This is a genomic window from Natronorubrum halobium, from assembly GCF_051351675.1.
GTDB lineage: Archaea > Halobacteriota > Halobacteria > Halobacteriales > Natrialbaceae > Natronorubrum.
Map to the genome: position 1 here is coordinate 966,679 of NZ_CP195595.1, position 18,566 is coordinate 985,244.

Annotated in this window: 14 protein-coding genes and 1 tRNA gene; 3 read left to right on the forward strand and 12 right to left on the reverse strand. The window is 63.0% G+C overall.

Annotated features, from left to right (window positions below; genetic code table 11):
• Nucleotides 1-69 precede the first annotated feature (69 nt).
• Entirely contained in the window at nucleotides 70-969 is a 900-nt protein-coding gene (locus tag ACSFC7_RS04750; protein ID WP_436346608.1) for a transcription initiation factor IIB, read from the forward strand.
• 89 nt (nucleotides 970-1,058) lie between these two features.
• Here the strand turns inward: ACSFC7_RS04750 and ACSFC7_RS04755 are convergent, their stop codons facing one another.
• The 3 genes from ACSFC7_RS04755 to ACSFC7_RS04765 all read right to left on the reverse strand — a co-directional run bounded on the left by ACSFC7_RS04755 (nucleotide 1,059) and on the right by ACSFC7_RS04765 (nucleotide 7,082).
• A complete protein-coding gene (locus ACSFC7_RS04755; RefSeq protein ID WP_436346609.1) occupies nucleotides 1,059-5,087 on the reverse strand; it encodes an LAGLIDADG family homing endonuclease in 4,029 nt (1,342 codons plus the stop codon).
• 397 nt (nucleotides 5,088-5,484) lie between these two features.
• A complete protein-coding gene (locus tag ACSFC7_RS04760) occupies nucleotides 5,485-6,141 on the reverse strand; it encodes a DUF502 domain-containing protein (RefSeq protein ID WP_436346610.1) in 657 nt (218 codons plus the stop codon).
• 868 nt (nucleotides 6,142-7,009) lie between these two features.
• Nucleotides 7,010-7,082: transfer RNA gene (locus ACSFC7_RS04765), tRNA-Pro, on the reverse strand.
• Nucleotides 7,083-7,167: 85 nt separating this feature from the next.
• On the opposite strand from ACSFC7_RS04765, the gene ACSFC7_RS04770 reads away from it, so the two are divergent.
• A complete protein-coding gene (locus ACSFC7_RS04770; protein WP_436346611.1) occupies nucleotides 7,168-7,422 on the forward strand; it encodes a pro-sigmaK processing inhibitor BofA family protein in 255 nt (84 codons plus the stop codon).
• 45 nt (nucleotides 7,423-7,467) lie between these two features.
• Here the strand turns inward: ACSFC7_RS04770 and ACSFC7_RS04775 are convergent, their stop codons facing one another.
• Nucleotides 7,468-8,169, reverse strand: coding sequence for a DUF7504 family protein (locus ACSFC7_RS04775; RefSeq protein ID WP_436346612.1), 702 nt, complete (start codon nucleotides 8,167-8,169; stop codon nucleotides 7,468-7,470).
• Nucleotides 8,170-8,341: 172 nt separating this feature from the next.
• Complete coding sequence (locus ACSFC7_RS04780) at nucleotides 8,342-10,474, reverse strand: DEAD/DEAH box helicase (RefSeq protein ID WP_436346613.1); 2,133 nt, start codon at nucleotides 10,472-10,474, stop codon at nucleotides 8,342-8,344.
• 155 nt (nucleotides 10,475-10,629) lie between these two features.
• On the opposite strand from ACSFC7_RS04780, the gene ACSFC7_RS04785 reads away from it, so the two are divergent.
• On the forward strand, nucleotides 10,630-12,981 hold the full coding sequence (locus tag ACSFC7_RS04785) for a methyl-accepting chemotaxis protein (RefSeq protein ID WP_436346614.1): 2,352 nt from the start codon (nucleotides 10,630-10,632) through the stop codon (nucleotides 12,979-12,981).
• A 296-nt stretch (nucleotides 12,982-13,277) separates the two neighbouring features.
• Here the strand turns inward: ACSFC7_RS04785 and ACSFC7_RS04790 are convergent, their stop codons facing one another.
• The 7 genes from ACSFC7_RS04790 to ACSFC7_RS04820 all read right to left on the reverse strand — a co-directional run bounded on the left by ACSFC7_RS04790 (nucleotide 13,278) and on the right by ACSFC7_RS04820 (nucleotide 18,552).
• Nucleotides 13,278-14,183 carry an ABC transporter ATP-binding protein gene (locus ACSFC7_RS04790; protein ID WP_436346615.1) on the reverse strand — a complete coding sequence of 302 codons (906 nt, stop codon included), beginning with the start codon at nucleotides 14,181-14,183 and terminating at the stop codon, nucleotides 13,278-13,280.
• Entirely contained in the window at nucleotides 14,180-15,397 is a 1,218-nt protein-coding gene (locus ACSFC7_RS04795) for a FecCD family ABC transporter permease (RefSeq protein WP_436346616.1), read from the reverse strand. Before ACSFC7_RS04795 ends, ACSFC7_RS04790 begins: the two co-directional genes overlap by 4 nt.
• A 1-nt stretch (nucleotide 15,398) precedes the next feature.
• Nucleotides 15,399-15,569 (reverse strand): hypothetical protein, encoded by a 171-nt coding sequence (locus ACSFC7_RS04800; RefSeq protein ID WP_436346617.1) that lies wholly within the window; start codon nucleotides 15,567-15,569, stop codon nucleotides 15,399-15,401.
• 132 nt (nucleotides 15,570-15,701) lie between these two features.
• Nucleotides 15,702-17,225, reverse strand: a complete 1,524-nt coding sequence (locus ACSFC7_RS04805; RefSeq protein ID WP_436346618.1) for an NAD(P)H-dependent oxidoreductase — start codon at nucleotides 17,223-17,225, stop codon at nucleotides 15,702-15,704.
• A gap of 89 nt (nucleotides 17,226-17,314) precedes the next feature.
• Nucleotides 17,315-17,680, reverse strand: coding sequence for a cupin domain-containing protein (locus ACSFC7_RS04810; RefSeq protein WP_436346619.1), 366 nt, complete (start codon nucleotides 17,678-17,680; stop codon nucleotides 17,315-17,317).
• 346 nt (nucleotides 17,681-18,026) lie between these two features.
• Complete coding sequence (locus ACSFC7_RS04815; RefSeq protein ID WP_005554588.1) at nucleotides 18,027-18,221, reverse strand: cold-shock protein; 195 nt, start codon at nucleotides 18,219-18,221, stop codon at nucleotides 18,027-18,029.
• Between the two features lie 112 nt (nucleotides 18,222-18,333).
• Complete coding sequence (locus ACSFC7_RS04820) at nucleotides 18,334-18,552, reverse strand: hypothetical protein (protein ID WP_436346620.1); 219 nt, start codon at nucleotides 18,550-18,552, stop codon at nucleotides 18,334-18,336.
• Between the last annotated feature and the right edge of the window lie 14 nt (nucleotides 18,553-18,566).

Consider the following 18,566-nt stretch of genomic DNA (forward strand, 5'->3'; position numbering starts at 1 on the left):
TCACTTTAGATATCCTATATTTTAAGTACCATCACGAGCTTCATACCATGTACGGAAAGGTAATAACCAATGGTGGGAACCGATTCAGCTGCCGTCTGTCCCGAATGTGACGGCAGATTACGAACGAGAGGAACTGAGACGATCTGTGAGGACTGCGGGCTCGTTTCTGCGGAGGATGCGATCGACCGCGGCCCGGAATGGCGATCGTTCGACGATGACGAAACCGATCGCCGACGGACCGGCGCACCGCTTACTCGCTCGAGACACGACCGCGGACTCTCGACTGAAATCGGCTACGGCTCCGGCTCGAGCGCCGACTACCGGTCTCGACTCACCGGCCGGAAACGCCGCCAGATCGGTCGCCTTCGTCGCGAACACAACCGCGCACGAATCTCCACGAAAGCGAAACGCAATCAGGTGTACGGATTCACCGAAATTCGACGGCTCAACGCCTCGCTATCGCTTCCCGAGTCGTCCAGGGAACAGGCCTGTGCCCTGTTCAAGTCGGCCCAGTCCGAGGGGCTCTTTCAGGGCCGTTCGCTCGAGGGGTTCGCCGCGGCTGTAGTGTATGCGACCTGTCGAACGCGGTCAAATCCGCGAACGGTCGACGAGATCACTGCCGTCGCCCGGGCCGGTAGCGACGAGCTCACCGCCGCGTACGACGCCCTCAATCGTGAACTCGGGCTGCCGACCGGACCGATCGATCCGACGCAGTATCTGCCGCGATACGCCTCGAAACTCGACCTCGGGACGGCGGTCGAGCGCCGCGCTCGAGAACACGTCACGACCCTGGTACAGGAAGGGGTGATCTGCGGGCGCAACCCCAGCGGTGTCGCGGCGGCCTGTCTCTACGCGGCGTCTGGTGAACGCGAGGAATGGCCGACGGTCACCCAGGCCACTGCGGCCGACGTCGCTGACGTCGCGACCGCAACGATTCGATCGACCGTGAAGACGCTTCGAGAGCTGTGACTCGTCGCCGGAAACCGCGTCTGCAGAACTGACGCTCGGTCGTCCGCGGGTCTATCGTCGACTGCTAGCTCCGTTCGGCGTCGGACGGATCACGTCGTTCGGAGATTGTCCATACTCGGCTCGTAGACCTCGCCTTTCTGTTTGAGTTTTTCGATCTCGTGTTCCGCCTTGGACTGGTCCATCCCGATCTCTTCGGCCCGCTCCATGACGATGTCGACCGGCGCACCGTCGTCGTACTCCTCCTCGATGTCGCTGATGAGTTGTTTGAGGTTCTTGATCCGATCGCGCTGGGACTTCGACGTGCCGGCCTCGACGATATCCGCGTCGAACTCGCCGGTCTCGGGGTCGACCCCGATATCCTGCAGACAGGAGCGGACGATCTCGATGACCCGGTTCGCGTCGGACTCCTCGACCGTATCCGAGAGCCGCACGCGAGCGCTGGCCTCCGAGAGACGGACCAGCGCCTCGAGCTTTCGCGCCGTGACCGGAATCGGCGCGTCGTCGTCGGTCCCCTTCGACCGCAGGTCGACGTAGAAATCTCGGATCGCGTTGCGGGCCACCTCCGTCATTCGCGGGTGGCAGTTCTGTTTCGCGTAAGCGATGTACTTTCGCAGGAGATCGGCGTCGATCTCGGGATCGACCTTCTCGGTCATCTCCTCGATCTCGTCGCTCGAGACGTCCATCGAGTTCATCTGTTTCTGTTGGGTAGTCAACTCGCCGGCGTAGTTGGTGTTGATGATGTGTTCGGCGAGGTTTCGGTCCTTCTCCTCGTCGGGCTCGTCGGTGACGGTGAAGATCAGGTCGAATCGGGAGATGAGCGCCGGCTCGAGGTCGATCTGCTCGCTGATCGGTTCGTAGTGGTCGAACCGGCCGTACTTGGGGTTCGCCGCGCCGAGGAGCGAGCAGCGGGACTTGAGGGTGGCGTTGATCCCCGCCTTGGAGACCGAGATCTTCTGCTGCTCGAGGGCCTCGTGCATGGCACTGCGGTCCTCGGAGTTGTGGACGACCATACCGTTCGCGATGAAATTGTGCGTGCCTTCGACGGTGAGATCGTACACGCGAGGCAGATCCCGACGTTCGATTTCCTCGAGAAGTTCCGAGATACTCTGTCGTTTCTCGTCGAGTAATGTTGTGCAGACGGATCGGACAGTTTCGAAGTTGTTGACTTCAACGGCTCCCGAGAACCACCGTGAGACCGTCGAGCCTGCGACCTCCATCTCCTTGGCAACTTGCTGGAACGAAATTCCGTACGCTTCGAGTCGGCCACGGAGTTCATCCCACGTTTCAGCCGGTTCGTCCGTCTCGAGCAAGGACCGTGCTCGCTCTCGAATCGAATCGACGGTAGATGCACTGAGTTCGTCAGCAAGTTGTTGTTCAAGAACCCGAACTCTGGTGTCGGTGTGTTCCCGGGAGTCTACCGAGTCTACTGTCTTTACGCGACGCCATTTCACATCGTTCTCAACCAGCGTTCGGAGCGGCTCGAGATCGACCGAAGCAGGTGTTGTAAGTCGCTCACAAAGTCGATTCCGAACTTGCTCTCTGAGATCGGTGTCGGTTCCCCAGCGAGCAGATAACTGCTGCTGAGAAAGTGACATTTCGGCAGCCAATTCTCGCTGTGAGACGTGGTACTGCTCTCGAAGTTCTGCAAGCCGTTCCCAAGATGTCTCGGAAGCAAGTTCTTTGCGATGGTCGCTGGCCGCCGCTTTTCGCTCCTCGAACGTTTTGAGTATCGTTTTCGAGAGCCGGAGCGATGCGTTCGCATCCCCGTTTTCGAAGTTGCAGTAGGTCGCATCGCTCTCGAGACCGCACTCGGATTGATGCAATCGGAGTGCACCGCGGGCCTGTTCAAACAACTCACCGCACTCGGGCAATACGTCTAAAATAGTTCGGGTACCCGTCGTCCGTTCGCAAGCCCGTTCCAGAGCATGCTGCTTTCGGTCGAGAGTAAATCCGATGTGTCGCTCGAACGCGTTGAGTGATTGGTCAGACGTAATGGCGAGAATGAATAAATCCCGCTTCTTATCGTGATTCCGGGTCTGGATCTGGCTCGAGATACCAAACTCGAGCAGGAGCATCTTCGTTCCGAGGAGCAGTTCATAGCTCGAGGAATGGATTTTGACGGCTCGTTCATCGACCGTTCCTTCGGAATCTGCGAGAGCACGAACAAACGCCGCTTTCGTCTCTCGGGATGCATTCGTTATCGTTCCGGGGAGTCGTTTTCCGTCGTACGTCTCGAGGTTCGCGCCCGATTCGAGAAGGTCGTCGACGTACTGTTTCCCGTGGACACGGACCGTTTCGACACCGTCACTCCGTTGCTCGCTGGGGTGTCGGACGGGTTGCGTATTGAACGCCACCTCGCAGACCTCTTCGAAGTCGCTCAGAAGTTCTTCTTCTTTGTTCGTAAACCGGAACCCGTAGCTACCGCCCTTTCGATCGTAGAAGATGTTCCCGTCACCAGCGATATAGCCCAAAACCGCCCCGTGAGCGGCGGTTATGTGATCGACCTCTGATTCCGTATTGGAGGCTGGTAGTACGCTGACTCCGCCGTCTGCAATCTCCGCTGGAATCTTCTTAGGGACATATACCCAGTCGTCTTCGTGAAGATACTGGGCTTGACGTTCTTTACGCTCTCCGTCTTCCAAGACGAAGAATGGATGGTCTGCGGTAGTCGTTAGCTGTTCTCCACTCTCCAGTTCGACTTTCCGGAGTTCTTCCGGTGCGTCGTACTCGTGGATCGCGAGAACGTCACGTTTGACCACGTTTCCGTTCTCAGTCATGGTCCACACGTCCATGTCAACGTCTCGGATCGTCCGGCCGTTCTCGTATTCTTCGATCGAACCGTCAGCTATCGCTTCGTGTGCGAGTTCACGAACTGGTTTGATTCCGTTATATGTATGGACTAGTGTGTCTCCTGTGACACACCTCATCTTGTCAAGTTCGTCCACTGCTGCAATGCCTCGATCGGCGAGAACTAATGCCCCGGCCTCGAGCGTCCACTGCTGCCCATCACCGAAATCGTCCCTCACAGCTGCGGCCGTGAGCCCTGCCGAGGACGAACCCTTACCAGAAGTATATACTGCCCGTGGTGCAATATTTTTGATATACCCAATCATCTGGCTCTTTCCTGTACCAGGGTCCCCTATTAGCAGCATATGCAGGTCGCCACGGATCCTCGAGCCGTCGGGCAACTGCTTTGTCACGCCCGAGAACAGCTGCAGAATCATCGCGAGCTTCTCCTGTTCGTAGCCGTAGATCGAGGGGGCGATGGAGGCGACCATCTGCTCGTAGACGTCGTCCTGATTGGAGATCTCGTAGATCGCCTTCTTGTCCTCGTCGGTGATGTCCATGTCCTCGAACTGCTCTTCGTCGATGTCGACGGACATCCCCTCCATGTAGAAGTCGAAGACGGGAGATTTCTCCTGCTGGTCGCCCTGTTGCTCGAGTCGCAACACGCCGGTCGCGGAGACGTGGTCGCCGGGGGTGACCTCGCCGGTGATGTCGTCTTCGATGTGGACGTCGAGCGACTGCGGGGTCTCACCGCCGCGCAGGCCTTCGGGGCTCTCCTGCATCCGGAGCTTCTGGGAGTCGACGAATTCGGACTGATCGAAGTTCACCTTGAACGGCCCCTGTCGCTCACAGCCTTGACACTCGTGTGGTTCCTGAAAGTCGCCGCTGGATTGGGGAATCCGCGTCAGGGTGCCACAGAGCTGGCACTCGAAGGCGGCTTCCTCGATCTTCGGGCGGACGTCGGTGGCTTTCCGGACGATGCCGTGAACCTGCACGAGGGAGTTCATATCCCGGGCGCGGATCTCCCGGATCTCGGGGGCCTCCGTCTCGGGAAGTCCTCGAATCCTGACGTGGGCCTGCCCGAGACTGACGTCGATCGGCAGGTCGTACAGTCGCAGCGCCTCTTCGGCGTAGCGCTGGAGCTGTTCGGGCTGGTTCAGGTAGTCGTCCGCGAGATCCGGATCGTACCGGTAGAGGTCCTGCCAGTCGATGTGAAGCGAGCGCTGCTCGTTGGGGTATCGCTGCGCAAGCTGCTTGATCTCGTTGTCGTAGTAGTTGCGGAAGAACTGCTCGAATGCGTCGACGAGTTCCGTATTTCCCGCTTGCGCCATTGGACACTCTTAGGAGCGCCATCGGGTATAAATGGTGGCAAAGCGGACCGAAACTGAACGTGGCGTCGAGTCGCCAGCGCTCGACTCACGAGCAGGGTCCTCGACCCGTAAGCATTCGCCGCTCGTGCGTCTCTACTCGTACCGGCCCCTCGATCGACTCACAGCGTGCGCTCGAGTCGAGTGCAGTGCGATCGACAAAACCAAACGGACCGATTTCAGGTCACGACACACCGCTCGTCCGACTATCGCCGCCAGCGAGTCTGCTGGTGGCACACACGCCGCTTTCCTGTATTCCTGTGGGCCGCTGGGGCCACACCTACCCTTTCGACTCGTGGGTTATGTACGTACGGCCAATCTGTTTTGGTCATTGGCGATGAACGACAGCGGATCGACATTGTCACTCGAGCTTCTCTTCGCCGAGTTCGCTGGAGGCGACTCCCAGCGTCGCGATCGAGCGGACGGCCTCCTCGACGGTAATGTCGACGTCGTAGACGCGCTCGGCCGGCATGTGCATGATGAACCCGTTGGTCGTCGGATTCGGTCCCAGCGGAACCATGACCGTCACCATCCCGCCGTTGTCGACGTACTCTTCGACCACTCGCGGGGTATCCGCGGTGAGAAAGGCTAGCATGTAGGCGTCCTGGTGGGGAAACTCGACGAGTTTCACGTCTTTGAACTGCTCCGTGTCGTCGTCGAGGAGCATACTACTGGCCCGGCGAACGCTCTCGTAGACCGTGCTGATTCCCGGAATGGTCTCCATCGTCGCGTGGACGCGCCTCGAGATGTACCGACCGGGGGTGTATTCTGCGACGACGCCGACCACGAGGAAGAAGGTGATCAGCGAGAGGAGGGTCACCAACTGGACGACCGTCGTTGGCGGGTCGTTCGGGAGGACGTAGATGATCCCCTGCACGATCGGCGAGAGCACACCGAGGATGAAATCGATGACGACGATCAGCACCAGTAGCGTGATCACCAGTGGAATCGCGATCGCGATCCCGTTGATGAGCCAGCGCTTGAAGTGGGCTTTCGGGCCGCCTCGAGGCTTCGGCATGAGTTTAGGGTGAATAGGTGCGGTTATGAAGTCGTTCGGCTTGCAGGGACCGTCGTGGTAGGTGATGAGTCGGAATCGAAGCGGTAGGCGACGGGTACTTCGTTTCGCGGGTGCTCGGACACCACTTCATGGCACACCAACCTGAGTTCGAAATTTCGGCGTTTCAGAGTGCAAATCCGCAGTGGACAATCGACACCGTTTCGCCCCGCTGACAGCGCTGCTTCTACCGGCTACGGTTTCGAGCCCAGCGATGTTAGCATCGTGAGCTGCAGCCGGCAATTCGTCCCCGAACCTGTTTGAACAGTCCTTAAATATAGAGACTCAATACAAGGTGAATGAATTCGAGACGAAACCGTAACACGATCCGGAACTGATCCAAACCAAAGAAGGGTAGATAGGGACGAGGTCGGTAGACCGCGATACGGGTATGAGACGTGACGAACCGCGGCGAACGGTGGCCGAATGCGCCGATTGCGGTGCCGTCTTCGCAGCCAGTATCGCTCCGGACGGATCGATTCGAAGTATCGGGCGGCCCGACGGCTGCAGTTGTGGTGGGCGGGATTTCGTCCTTCCATCCGAGTGATTGGTGTACTCGAGGCTTACTGGCGGTTCTCTACGGAGTAACTCGAGGAGGAGACGTCCGTGCCGGTACTGAACGACGCGTGATTGCCGGCAACGTTTTGCCGGCGGAGACAGGGGGCCGACGGGATTGTCCGGATTTGAATCCCGCCGAAACGTGCTCGCCAGGGGTTCGCCGTCCACAATCGCGGTCGCGTTGCGACCGCGCTCGTTGCGCGCGTCTCGTCTACTTCGAACCTGGGCGCTTTTAACACCTGCTGCTCGCGAATTTGCCTGCCACAGAAGTGAGTGGGATCGCCCGGATTTGAACCGGGGTCACGGGCACCCAAGGCCCGAAGTATACCAAGCTAACCCACGATCCCGTACCTCCACCTAACTGGTGCACTGCATAAAGGGTTTCGTTACGCACCGAACGGTTTTACCGGTCGAGGTGATACCGCCGGACAGATGACTGGTTTCGAAATCCTCCTCCTCATCCTCGTTCTCGTGGGTGTACTCGTCGCGGCAACTATCGTTCGTGCGATCAGTCCCTTCATCGTCAACGCGGTCGTCGGACTGCTCGTCTTGTTCCTCGCCAACGCAGTGTTCGCTCTCCCGATCGCGGTGACGCCGATCGTCCTCCTGATCGTCGCCCTCGGCGGCGTCCTCGGTGCGGTCGCCGTTATCGTGCTCGCACTGTTCGGCATCGCATTCGTTCCCTAGAACGGGTATCGCGCACCCAGCGCACCGTCTCCGGATCCCTCGCCTTCACTTCTCCAGAATCCGCGCGATATCCTCGTCGGTCGCCTCGGCCGTCGGAGTCGGCTCGAGTTCGATCTCACCCGTCCCACCGTCGTTCCACGCCGCGAGCAGGTCTGCGACCTCCTCGTCGGTCGCCTCCGGCAGCGCGTCTTCGGCGTCCTCGTCGGCGACGACCGAATCGAAGATTGTTCCGAACGTGGAGACGACCCGATCCTCGTGGCGCGTCGGGTCGAAGTGGAAGTGCGCGTAGGCGTCGACGCTCGCGAGTCGGTTCGTGAGCACGTGGACGAACTGGAAGACGCGCTTCGGGGACGGGTAGCGCAGAACCGCGTCGAGCGAGTCGAAACAGACCGTAATCCGCTCGTCCGACTCGTCCCAGTGTTTACAGAATCGACTGATCGCCACGCCGATTTCGGAGAGGTCGGTCGGGTCGCAGACGGAATCGGTGACGACGGTGCCGGTGAAGTCGGGGTCCGATTCGCCGTCGTCGCCGTGCAGTAGATCCCCGATCCGCAGCAGTCCGAGCGTGCCCTCGATGTCGTCAGGATTCGGCTCGTTCGGCCGGTCGTCTCCGAACGTCACTCTGAGTTCGGCCGTGGGGTCGTGCTCGTGACAGAGGTCGGCGCAGGCGTCGGACTCGCCGTGGGTCGCGTGAACGAGCAAGACGTTCGCCGGCGGTTCGATCTCGGCTGGGGTTTCGGGCTCCATTGATCTCTCCGGGGAAATCCCCGTACTGATAGCTGCATGGGCGCTTCCATTCTTTATCGTTCCGGCCACTGATACGTTCCTCAAAAGGGTTCCGGCCGGAGTCGCGTGTCGGTGATTCTCCGCCGCGGTCGGACGAAACTGAGCGAGTAGTGACGCCGTACTCGAGGCCGCCCTACAGGTCGTCGTCGCGAAGCTCGATATCGGCGACGAGTTCGTAAGGGTGGGCGTCCTTTCGGATGCCGTCGAGCAGCATGAACGCCTCGTTGGGATCCAGGAAGTGTCGCGTAATGACCCGGCCCAGCGGCGTGGGTTCGAAGCCGTCGATGAAGTCGTACTGCAACAGCTTGCCGATGGCGTGTTTCGTCGGCACGTCGCCGAGCATCCGGTCGTTGAGCGCCTTCGCGGCCTTCCCGCCGACCGTGATGTTCGCGAGCGTCTCCTCGATGGCCGCGCCCTCGTCGTAGTGGGTCATCACCGACTCCATGTCCCCCTTCAGCAGTTTGAAGGCGACCTCGTCTTCAGACATCTCCATCGAGTTGTGGTACGCACAGTCGGGTTCGACGAGGACGTACACCGTCCCCTTGTCGTGGTAGTCCGGCCGACCCGCACGGCCGAGCATCTGGTGGAACTCCTGAACCGAGAGCCACTCGATTCCCATCGCCAGCGAGTCGAAGATGACCTGCGAGGCCGGGAAGTCGACCCCCGCCGCAAGCGCAGCCGTCGTGACGACCGCGGATAACTCCTGCTCGCCGAACTGGCGCTCGACCGACTTTCGGCGCTTGTAGTCCAGGCCGGCGTGGTACGGCGCGGCGGAGTAGTCCAGCTTTCGCGAGATCTCGTGACACCGTCTCCGCGAGTTCGTGAAGATGATCGTCTGCCCGCGATACCCCTTCGAGGACTCGGTGTCGAACGCGCGTTTGACGAGTTTGTTCTCGATGCGGACCTTCTCCTGGCCGTCGGCGAAGGTGACGTGACGTTCGATCGGCACCGGGCGCTCCTCGAACTCGATGAGTTTCGCCTCGAGCGCCGTCGCTAACTGCTCGGGGTTGCCCACGGTCGCGGAGAGGTAGATCCACTGCGCGCCGCCGTAGTCGTCCCCCCGTTTCGCTCGCTGCTCACGGGTCGCTTCGCTCCCCGTTCGCTCGTTCTGTGACTCTCGCTTCGCTCGACTCGCGCGCTGCTCGCAGTAGTACTTCAGCCGCGAGATGAGGCCGTCCAGCCGGTGGCCCCGCTCCTCCTCTTTGAGCGTGTGCACCTCGTCGATGACGACGGTTCCGATGTCGCCCATCTCCTTGCCCGTCCGCAGGGCGTGGTCGATCCCTTCGTATGTGCCGACGATGACGTCGGCGTTGGGGTCGAACTGGTTGCCGTTGTCCGAAATTCGACTCGCGCCCACGCGGATGGAGACGTCGACGAGGTGGCCGTACTCGTCCTGAAAGTCCTCGTACTTCTGGTTCGCGAGCGCGACCAGCGGAACGAGAAAGAGCATCTTCCCTTTCCCGTCGAGCACGCGGTCGATCCCGGTCATCTCGCCGACGAGCGTCTTCCCGGTCGCCGTCGCCGAGACCACCATCTGATCGTCGCCGTCGAGCAGTCCGTGGTCGACCGCGAGGCTCTGGACGGGCAACAGCGTCTCGAACCGGTCCTCGAGCAGGTTCTGGACGCCGGGATGCAGGCTCAGCGAGTCCACCCGGACGGGGTCGACCTCGTCGGTCGTCGCCGAGATGGTATCGAACTTCGTCAGGTCGGGATCGAGCTGGCCCTTCAGCAGGTTGACGATCCGTTCCAAGTCCTGGACCTCCATCATGAGGTCCTCGAGGCGGTCCTTCGCGGCCCCCGTCACCTCGCCACTGCCGGCGTAGCTCAACTGCCGCTCGAGTTGCTGGCGCGCGCAGTCCTTGCAGATCCAGTCGTCGTCGTCCTTGATCGCGGTCTCCGTCGTGATCGGCGAGTAGCGGCCCGCGGAGGCGCAGTACCGACAGGTGCGGACGGTCTTGGTCTTGTCCTCGAGCTGGTAGCCGCCGAACATCTCGGTGAGTTCCCGGCGGCCCTCCCTCGAGGTCTGCTCCGAGAGACGGATCCGCTTCGCTCGGCGCGCGAGTTCGACGAACTCGTCGGGCTGGCGGGGCTCCTCGCTCGAGCCGTCTTTCAGTCGGAACTTCGCGGGGCGGGGACCGGCCGAGGTTTCCGAGAGACCAAGCTTCGCCCGGAACAGCCGCTGTCCGTCACGTTCGACGACGACGAGATAGTCGTTGCCGATCTCGTGACAAAAGATCGTCTCGACCTCCTGGACCTGCTTCGACACGATAGCGACTAGAGCGGGACGGTATTTCAGCGGTTCGGACTGGACCGATCCAGACGGGTCGATCAGTGCCGTTCGTACCCGATGATAGTGGTCTATAGCTGTACGTATCACTCATAGCGACTTACACGTAGGGTGGATCGAATTCCCCACTTCATATGGATCTACGCCCATGGAGGTGGGTTCCGGACGTTCGCCGCAGGTACGCGCTCCGGTTCGGGATCGTGCTCGCCGTGGTATTGCTCGTCGTGACGATATTCGGCGGCAGCATCTACGCGCACACCGGTTCCGAACTGCAGGACGACGTCGAGTCGCAACTCGTCGCCGACGCGGAGACGGACGCGGAACGGCTCGATATCTGGTTCCGATCCACCGGCCGGTACATGGAGTCGCTGCCCAAGTCGGTCGCCTTTCGCAACGACGACCGGGTTGTCATTTCGGATTCGTTACACAGGATGAACGACCGTCCCACGTTCGAGGGGGCGTACTACGTCGATTCCGAGACGGGAGCCGTTCACGTCAGCGCCGGATCGTCCGAGGAGATCGACGATGGTCGCGTCAGTGCCGCCGTCGACGAACGGCTCTCGACCGCGATGGACGATCAGTCGCAGGTCGTCTTCTCCGAGACGTTCGAGACCGCCGACGGCCGCCCCGCGATGCTCGTCACCAGCAGGGTCCCGGGTGAGTCCGATCACGTCGTGATCGGGCTGGTCGACCTCGAGTCGCTGTCTCGGTATATGATCGGCCCCGGCGGGGCCGAGAACGTCGTCGTTGCCGATCGGTCCGGGACGGTCGTGCTCGCCGAGGACCGGTCGTTGCTTCTCCGTGACGACGCACTCGATCCCGCAACCGTCACCGACGACGCCGGAACGACGTCGCTCGATTCGGATACGACCGACGACAGTCTCGTCGTCGGCTACGCGCTACTCGAGAACGCGGACTGGCGGCTGACCACCCGAATGCCCGCCTCGGAGGCGTACTCGCTGCAGTCGGACATCTCGAATCTGCTCCTCGCGATGCTGGCCGTCGTCTTCGGGAGCGTCGTGGTCCTCGGCGCGACGGTCGGCCGGAACACCGCCCGCTCGCTTCGAACCCTCTCCGAACGAGCGGCGGCGATCGAGGACGGAAGGCTCGACGAACCGGTGGAATCCGACCGCCGGGACGAACTCGGCGAACTCCACCGATCGATCGACCGGATGCGACGGTCGCTGCGAGAGCGTCTCGAAGCGACGGAAGCGGCACGGGCCGAGGCCGAGCGGGCCCGCACCGAATCCGAGCAGTTCTCCCGACACCTCGAGCAGACGGCCGACGCGTACGGCGAGACGATGCGGGCTTGCGCGGGCGGCGACCTCACGCGACGCCTCGAACCGGACGCTGACAACGAGGCGATGGAGACGGTCGCCGCGGAGTTCAATGCGATGATGGACGATATCGAGGCGACGGTCGCCGCGACGCGAGCGTTCGCCGAGGCGGTCGACGAGGCCGCCGAGTCGACGGCAGACGGGGTCGTCGAGGTCCGTTCGGCCTCCGAGCAGGTGACGACGTCCGTCCAGCAGATTGCCGACGGAGCCGACCGTCAGAGCGAACAGCTCACGGCCATCGGCACCGAGGTCGACGAACTTTCGACGACGACCGAGGGGATCGCCGCGACGTCCTCGCAGGTCGCCACCCTCGCAGAGCGGACCGCCACGACGAGCGCGGACGCCCGCGACGCCGCTCGGCGCGCCATCGCCGGGATGAACGCCATCGAGGACGAGGCGAGCGATGCGGTCGCGGAGGTGGACCGCCTCGAGCGGGAGATCGAAGCGATCGACGACTTCCTCGAGTTCATCGGCGATCTCTCGAAGGAGACCAACATGCTCGCGCTCAACGCGAGTATCGAGGCCGCACGCTCGAGTTCGGGGGACGCGGAGTTCACCGCGGTCGCCGATCAGGTCAAGTCCCTCGCCGAGGAGACACAGGAGGCCGCCGTAGACGTCGAAGACCGACTCGAACGGGTCCGTCACCGGACCGCGCAGGTCGCGGCTGTCGTCCGGACGACCGACGATCGGATCGCGGATCACCGCGGCGCGGTCGAGACGACGGTATCGTCGCTGGAGGAGATTTCGGCGATCAGCGAGGAGACCAGCGACGGCGTCCAAGAGATTTCGGCGGCGACTCAACAGCAGGCGGCTGCGACGCAGGAGGTCGTCGCGATGACCGACGACGTGACGGCGATCAGCGAGGAGACCAGCGCCGAGGCGGAGACGGTCGCGGCGGCCGCGGAGGAGCAGACCTCGTCGCTCGTCGAGGTGTCCCACACGGCTACGTCGCTGTCCGATCGCGCGCGGGAGCTCTCCGATGCAGTGTCGTCGTTCGAGGTCTCGGCCGCGGCGACCGACTCGGTCGAGCCCCCGGCATCGCAGTCGGCTGAAGCGCTCTCCACCGCTGTCGATGATGGGACTGCTGAGGACGAGCGATCCGAATCGGGAGCTTCGGACCGAGCGTTTACCTGGAACGAACCGCAGTAGCGGACGGTCGCATGTATCGACAGGGGACCGGAGGGCCTCGGACACCGCCGGGTCTCGGGGCGCGGCGCTCTGCGCTCGCCCATCGGTCCGTCGAAGAACGGGTAGCGCCGCTCGAGTCGCTGTCGGTACGCTCGCCGAGACCCGAGACGCTAGTTCCGCACGCGACCGCGTCCGCGCCTACCCGACTCCGCGTCTCCGTGCGGCCGGCGCGTCGCCGGCCGCCCTTCGACAGCCGTTGGAGCGGATGGCGGGGCTGCTGGATAACGGTTGTTGGACGACAGTCGCGAGACAGGGCCTCAGTCCTCGACGGGGTGGTGGGGCATGATCGTCGGCCCCTCCTCGCCGTAGCCGACGGTGGCGACGACGCCGAACACTTCCTCGAGCAGTTCGTCGGTGACGACCTCGTCCGGCGGGCCCCAGTCGAAGATGGAGCCGTCTTTGAGCGCGACGAGGTTGTCCGCGTAGCGGGCGGCCTGCGAGATGTCGTGGAGGACGATGCCGACCGTGACGCCCCGCTCCTCGTTGATCGTCCGGACGACGTCCATCACTCGAAGCTGGTGGTGGAGGTCGAGGTAGGTCGTCGGCTCGTCGAGCAAGAGGACGTCCGTCTCCTGGGCGAGGACCATCGCGATCCAGATGAGCTGTTTCTGGCCGCCGCTCAGGTTGCCGACGTTCTCGTCGCGCAGGTGGTCGACGCCCGCGAGGTCGATCGCCCGTTCGACGGCCGCCTCGTCGTCCGCATCGACGGTATCGAAGAAGCCTCTGTGCGGGTAGCGCCCGTAGTAGATCAGTTCTTCGGCGCTCATGCTGCCCGGCGACTCGTGTTCCTGGGAGAGCAAGCCGACGTGGCGAGCGAAGGCCTTGGAGTCGAAGCTATCGATGTCGTCTCCGTCGAGGAGGACGGCGCCGTCGTCGGGTTCGTGCTGGCGAGCCAGCGATTTCAGCAGCGTCGACTTCCCGCTGCCGTTCGGACCGACCAGCGCCGTCACCTCGCCCGCGGGGAGGTCGATTCGGTCGACCTCGACGACCGGCTCCTCGGTCGACGGGTAGCCGATGGCGAGTTCCTCGCCGACGAGTCGGCTCGAGTCGTCCGCGTCAGCGCCGGCGTCGTTCGGCGTTGGCCGGTGCTCGAGGTCGGTTTCGACTGTCTCACTGTCGGTTCGCGTCTCGGACGGGGATTCGAGGGTGTTTTCGTTGCTCATAGGTCACCGAGTTGTTCGCGTTTGCGCATCAGATAGAGGAAGTACGGGCCTCCGATCAGCCCGGTGAGGATTCCGACCGGGAGCTGGTTCGGACTGTCGAACAGGACCTGCATGCCGAGTCGGGCGCCGACGTCGGCCGACACCAACAGCGCGGGGCCGACGAAGATGCAGCCGATCATCAGCCGCTTGTAGTCGCTGCCGACGATCGTTCGGACCACGTGGGGGACGATGAGGCCGACGAAGCCGACGATGCCGGCGACGGCGATGGAGGCTGCGGCCGCGAGGATCGCCACCGACGAGAGCGCGAAGCGAACGCGCTCGACCGACATCCCCAGTGCGCCGGCGGTCTGCTCGCCCAGCAGGAGGACGTTGAGCTGCCTCGAGCCGGCGAGCGCGAGCCCCAGCGCGATCACGGTCCAGGGGAAGACGAGGCGGACCTCGCTCCAGTCGGCGCCGGTCAGCGAGCCGGTCGTCCAGGCGACGGCCGACTGGACGGTCGAGATGTCCTCGGCGAACAGGTAGAGGGCGGTCTGCAGCGAGGTACAGACGGTGGCGACGATAACGCCGGCGAGGACCAGCCTGACCGGACTCGTCCCGCCCTTCCAGGCGATCGCGTAGACGACGACGAACGCCGTTGCGCCGCCGAGGGCGGCCGTGATCGGCAGCAGCGAACTCATGCTCGAGAAGACGACGAGCGTCAACAGGATCGCCAGGCCGGCCCCCGAGGAGACCCCGAGGATGTACGGACTGGCGAGTTCGTTCCGGGTGACGGCCTGGAAGATGGCGCCCGAGATGGCGAGGTTCATGCCGACGAAGATCCCGACCAGCACGCGCGGAAAGCGCATGTTCCAGACGATGTTCGTATTCGTCGCCAGATCCGGCAGCCGGTAGCTCTCGGGGACGAAGAGGACGGTTCGCATCAGCTCCTCCCCGAGCAGGAACGAACCGAGCACTCGCGGCTCGTACCAGACGTCGGCGTCCAACAGCGCGTACCAGGCGTCGGTGATCGACATCGTGTACGTCCCGAAGCTCACCTGGACGAACAGCGAGGCGAGGACGATCCCGACGCTCACGAGCGCGAGCCCCAACAGACTCGAGTCGAGCCACGGGACCATGTCACGCGGGGACGACAGTACGCTTCTGCCGTCCTCGCCGCTGGTCGCGCCACCACCGGACCCGCGATTTTCCTTCGATGACGAGATGTCCCCGCTCATCTCAGTTCCTGATCCGGAGGATCCCCGCGACCCGATCTTCCACCGTCACCGAGAACGGGTCGCCGCTCCCGTCGTCATTGTCGCCCCCGGTCCCGCTGACACAGCCAGCGAATACCCCGGCTGTCGTCACCCCCGTCGCGAGAATGGGTCGTCGTGTCGCTGTCGGTTGCATACGTTTTAGGCGCACCTAACTATCCAAAAGTGCATCGTTTTAGGATTACCTAAAGTAGGCGGTGGTTCTCGTGGTCGAACGGCCTCGAGACTGTTGAAACGTGGATGGTCCGACGCGAACGGTCCGCGGATCCTACAGCAGTCCGAGCAGCGGGACGACGGCGAACCACGTGATGTAGCTCAGCGAAGCGGCCATCAGCCCGTCGATGCGCTGGGGACCGGTCGCGTCGTCCAGTCGGCGGTGAATCAGCCAGCAGATACCCAGTGCGTGTGGAACGCACAGGTAGATCGCCGGCCCGTAGGCCTCGGGAACCAGATCCAGCAGGTGCCAGCCGATCGCCGTTAGCGCGGCCAGTAGCGCCGTTCCCGTCGCAACCGTGGCCGCGCCGTCGATCCCGAACCGAACGGCGACCGTTCGTTTGTCCGCGAGCCGATCGGCCGCGTAGTCGGGGACTCCCGCGAGCGTAATCGAGGGGAGCACGGACAGCAGGAAGGGCAGGCCGAGCAGCCACGGTTCCGGCTCCTGCCACGACCCGCCGACGGCGAGAAAGCCGATCAGCAACACGCCGATGCTGTGGGTCACTGCGACGGTCACCTCGCCCAGCGTGCGATACGACAGTTCCAGCGGTGGGGCCGTGTAGCCGAGCGCCAGTACGACGAGTGCGGCCATCGCACCCGCTATCGCGACGGTCGAGCCGGCACTGATCGCCACCGTCGTGACACCGAACGCCGCCGTCAGCGCCAGTGCGACGCCGATTCCTCGTCGAAGGTCGCGAAACGACAGCGCGCCGTCGACCAGTACCTGCGATCCGCCCGTGAACGGCCCGGCGAACGTGTTCTTTCGGTCGGTCTCGTAATCGTAGTATTCGTTGCTCAGTACCGTCGCCGCTTCGAGGACACACAGAAACCCGAGTCCGAGCCAGTACGCGGTCGAACCGAAGACGTCACTCGAGCCGACCGCAGCCAGCGCCCCGATCGTGTAGGCGAGCCACGCCATCGGGTAGAACTGGAGTCGGAGCGCGCTCAGCCACGTCTTCGCTTTGCGCGTCGTCCGCGCTGCCCTCGATTCCGGACCGGTTTCCAGGCTCCGTCCCGCCTCCCTGACCCGCTCGAGCCAGCCCTCGCGTTCCGCGGGCGTCGAGGACTCGATCGGCCCCAGCGTCGTCACCCGCGTGGTTCGCACGCCGGCGTAGCCCAGCGTGGCGCGCTTGACGGCGTTGGTGCCCGGCTGCCGGTAGATCCAGCGGTAGACCCACGGCGGCATGTCCATCGTGACGATCAACTCGGCCGTCTTGTCGTCCAGCAGTTCCGCGTGTCCCGCACCCTCGCCCTCGTCGTACTCCGCGAACGCGAAGCCGGGTTCGAAGACCCGGTCGAAAAAGCCCTTGAGCCGCGCCGGCATCGTCCCCCACCAGTTCGGATAGACGAAGGCGAGGTGGTCGGCCCACCCGATCAGTCGCTGGGCGGCCCGGAGGTCGTCCTCGAGGCGCTGGTCGACCGGGCTCTCGGTGCGGACGTCGGGATCGAACGCGAGGTCGGCGACGGCGAGTTCGCGGACGTCCACGTCGGCCTCCTCAGCCCCCTCACAGTAGGCGTCGGCCAGCGCGCCACAGAAGCTCTCGGTCCGGGGATGGCCCAGAATGCACAGGACGTTCACTGCGTTGCCGGCGATTCAACGAACCGAGGGATATAGTTGGTCCGTGGCTGCTGCCGGTGAAGCCGGATCCGTCGTCGATTCGCCGTCGCTCAGTCGACCAGTTCGATCGCGTCGTCGCCGTTGGGAACCGCACAGATGAACGCGCCCCGTTCCTCGCCCTCGTTTCGGTACCAGTGGACGGTCCCGCCGGGGATGAGCAGCGAATCGCCCGCGCCGACCTCGTACTCCTCGTCACCGATACCCACCGTGTACTCGCCCTCGAGGACGTACTGCTCGTGTTCGACCTCGTTCGTGTGTTCGGGTACCTCGGCGCCGGCCTCGAGCACGAACCGTCGGATCGCGAAGTTCGGCGCGCCGTCCGTTTCGTCGATCAGGACGCCCTTCTCGAGGCCGTCGGCGGCGTTCACGGGTTCGTAGTCGATCTCGTCACCGCGGCGGATCAGTGGCTCGGTCATACCTCGAGTCGGTGTCGAATCCACAAAACCGTCCGGGTTGTTTCGTCCGACTGCCCGTTCGCCCGCTGCGCTCTCGTCCGCGATCAGATGGCCCGTCGAATCCGCGAGCAGAGATACCAGAAGCCGCCGATGGCACCCGCGAAGAGAACGAGATTGATGAGGAGGATCGGGAGTTCAGCCGTACCGATTGCGGAGACGGTCATGCACGGCCAGACCGCGGTCGATACTATCACTCTATCGTAACGTCTCGTCGATAACGCGACCGAACTCGGCCAGTATCGACGGGGCCGTCGCTCGTCGGTGTAAAATACAGTTCTGAAGTGCCGATACCTCCGCGAATTCCGATTTACAGGCGCTCGACGTTCGTCGCGCGCGGGCCCTTGGGGGCCTGCTCGATGTCGAACTCGAGCTCCTGTCCTTCCTCAAGGTCCGGGCCGCCGATGTCTTCCATGTGGAAGAACACGTCGTCGTCCGCGTCCTCAGTCTCGATGAATCCGTAGCCGCCAGTGTCGTTGAAGAAATCAACGGTTCCTTTCGCCATTGCTTCTAAAGAGAGTGCCCCGATACGCATAAAGCCTGCGACTCGACGCATTCGGCCAGTATCTCCGCACAGTGCCCCTCTAACGCCTGTTTGGCTGATTCCTTTCGGTCGCTCACAGCCCGTTTCGCTCCTCGAGTCGGTGAACCGTTACCGAGACGAAGTACACCAGCATGAACAGGAAGAAGCCGACGACGAGCCCGCCGAGTTCGGTCGCACCGACGCCGCCCGGATTGACCATCGCGAGCACCGCTAACGCCAGGAGAAAGACGGCGATCGTAAAGACGCCGATGGCGTAGTAGAAGCCGGTATCGGACTCGAGGAACTCCCGCATAGCGTATGCTTTTA

Excerpts from the sequence above, each read along its gene's own strand:
- ACSFC7_RS04815 (WP_005554588.1), bottom strand. The coding sequence starts at position 18,221 with ATGGCGAAAGGAACCGTTGATTTCTTCAACGACACTGGCGGCTACGGA.
- ACSFC7_RS04770 (WP_436346611.1), top strand. The coding sequence starts at position 7,168 with ATGACTGGTTTCGAAATCCTCCTCCTCATCCTCGTTCTCGTGGGTGTA.
- ACSFC7_RS04775 (WP_436346612.1), bottom strand. The coding sequence starts at position 8,169 with ATGGAGCCCGAAACCCCAGCCGAGATCGAACCGCCGGCGAACGTCTTG.
- ACSFC7_RS04750 (WP_436346608.1), top strand. The coding sequence starts at position 70 with ATGGTGGGAACCGATTCAGCTGCCGTCTGTCCCGAATGTGACGGCAGA.
- ACSFC7_RS04800 (WP_436346617.1), bottom strand. The coding sequence starts at position 15,569 with ATGCAACCGACAGCGACACGACGACCCATTCTCGCGACGGGGGTGACG.
- ACSFC7_RS04785 (WP_436346614.1), top strand. The coding sequence starts at position 10,630 with ATGGATCTACGCCCATGGAGGTGGGTTCCGGACGTTCGCCGCAGGTAC.
- ACSFC7_RS04795 (WP_436346616.1), bottom strand. The coding sequence starts at position 15,397 with ATGAGCGGGGACATCTCGTCATCGAAGGAAAATCGCGGGTCCGGTGGT.
- ACSFC7_RS04755 (WP_436346609.1), bottom strand. The coding sequence starts at position 5,087 with ATGGCGCAAGCGGGAAATACGGAACTCGTCGACGCATTCGAGCAGTTC.
- ACSFC7_RS04790 (WP_436346615.1), bottom strand. The coding sequence starts at position 14,183 with ATGAGCAACGAAAACACCCTCGAATCCCCGTCCGAGACGCGAACCGAC.
- ACSFC7_RS04810 (WP_436346619.1), bottom strand. The coding sequence starts at position 17,680 with ATGACCGAGCCACTGATCCGCCGCGGTGACGAGATCGACTACGAACCC.
- ACSFC7_RS04820 (WP_436346620.1), bottom strand. The coding sequence starts at position 18,552 with ATGCGGGAGTTCCTCGAGTCCGATACCGGCTTCTACTACGCCATCGGC.
- ACSFC7_RS04760 (WP_436346610.1), bottom strand. The coding sequence starts at position 6,141 with ATGCCGAAGCCTCGAGGCGGCCCGAAAGCCCACTTCAAGCGCTGGCTC.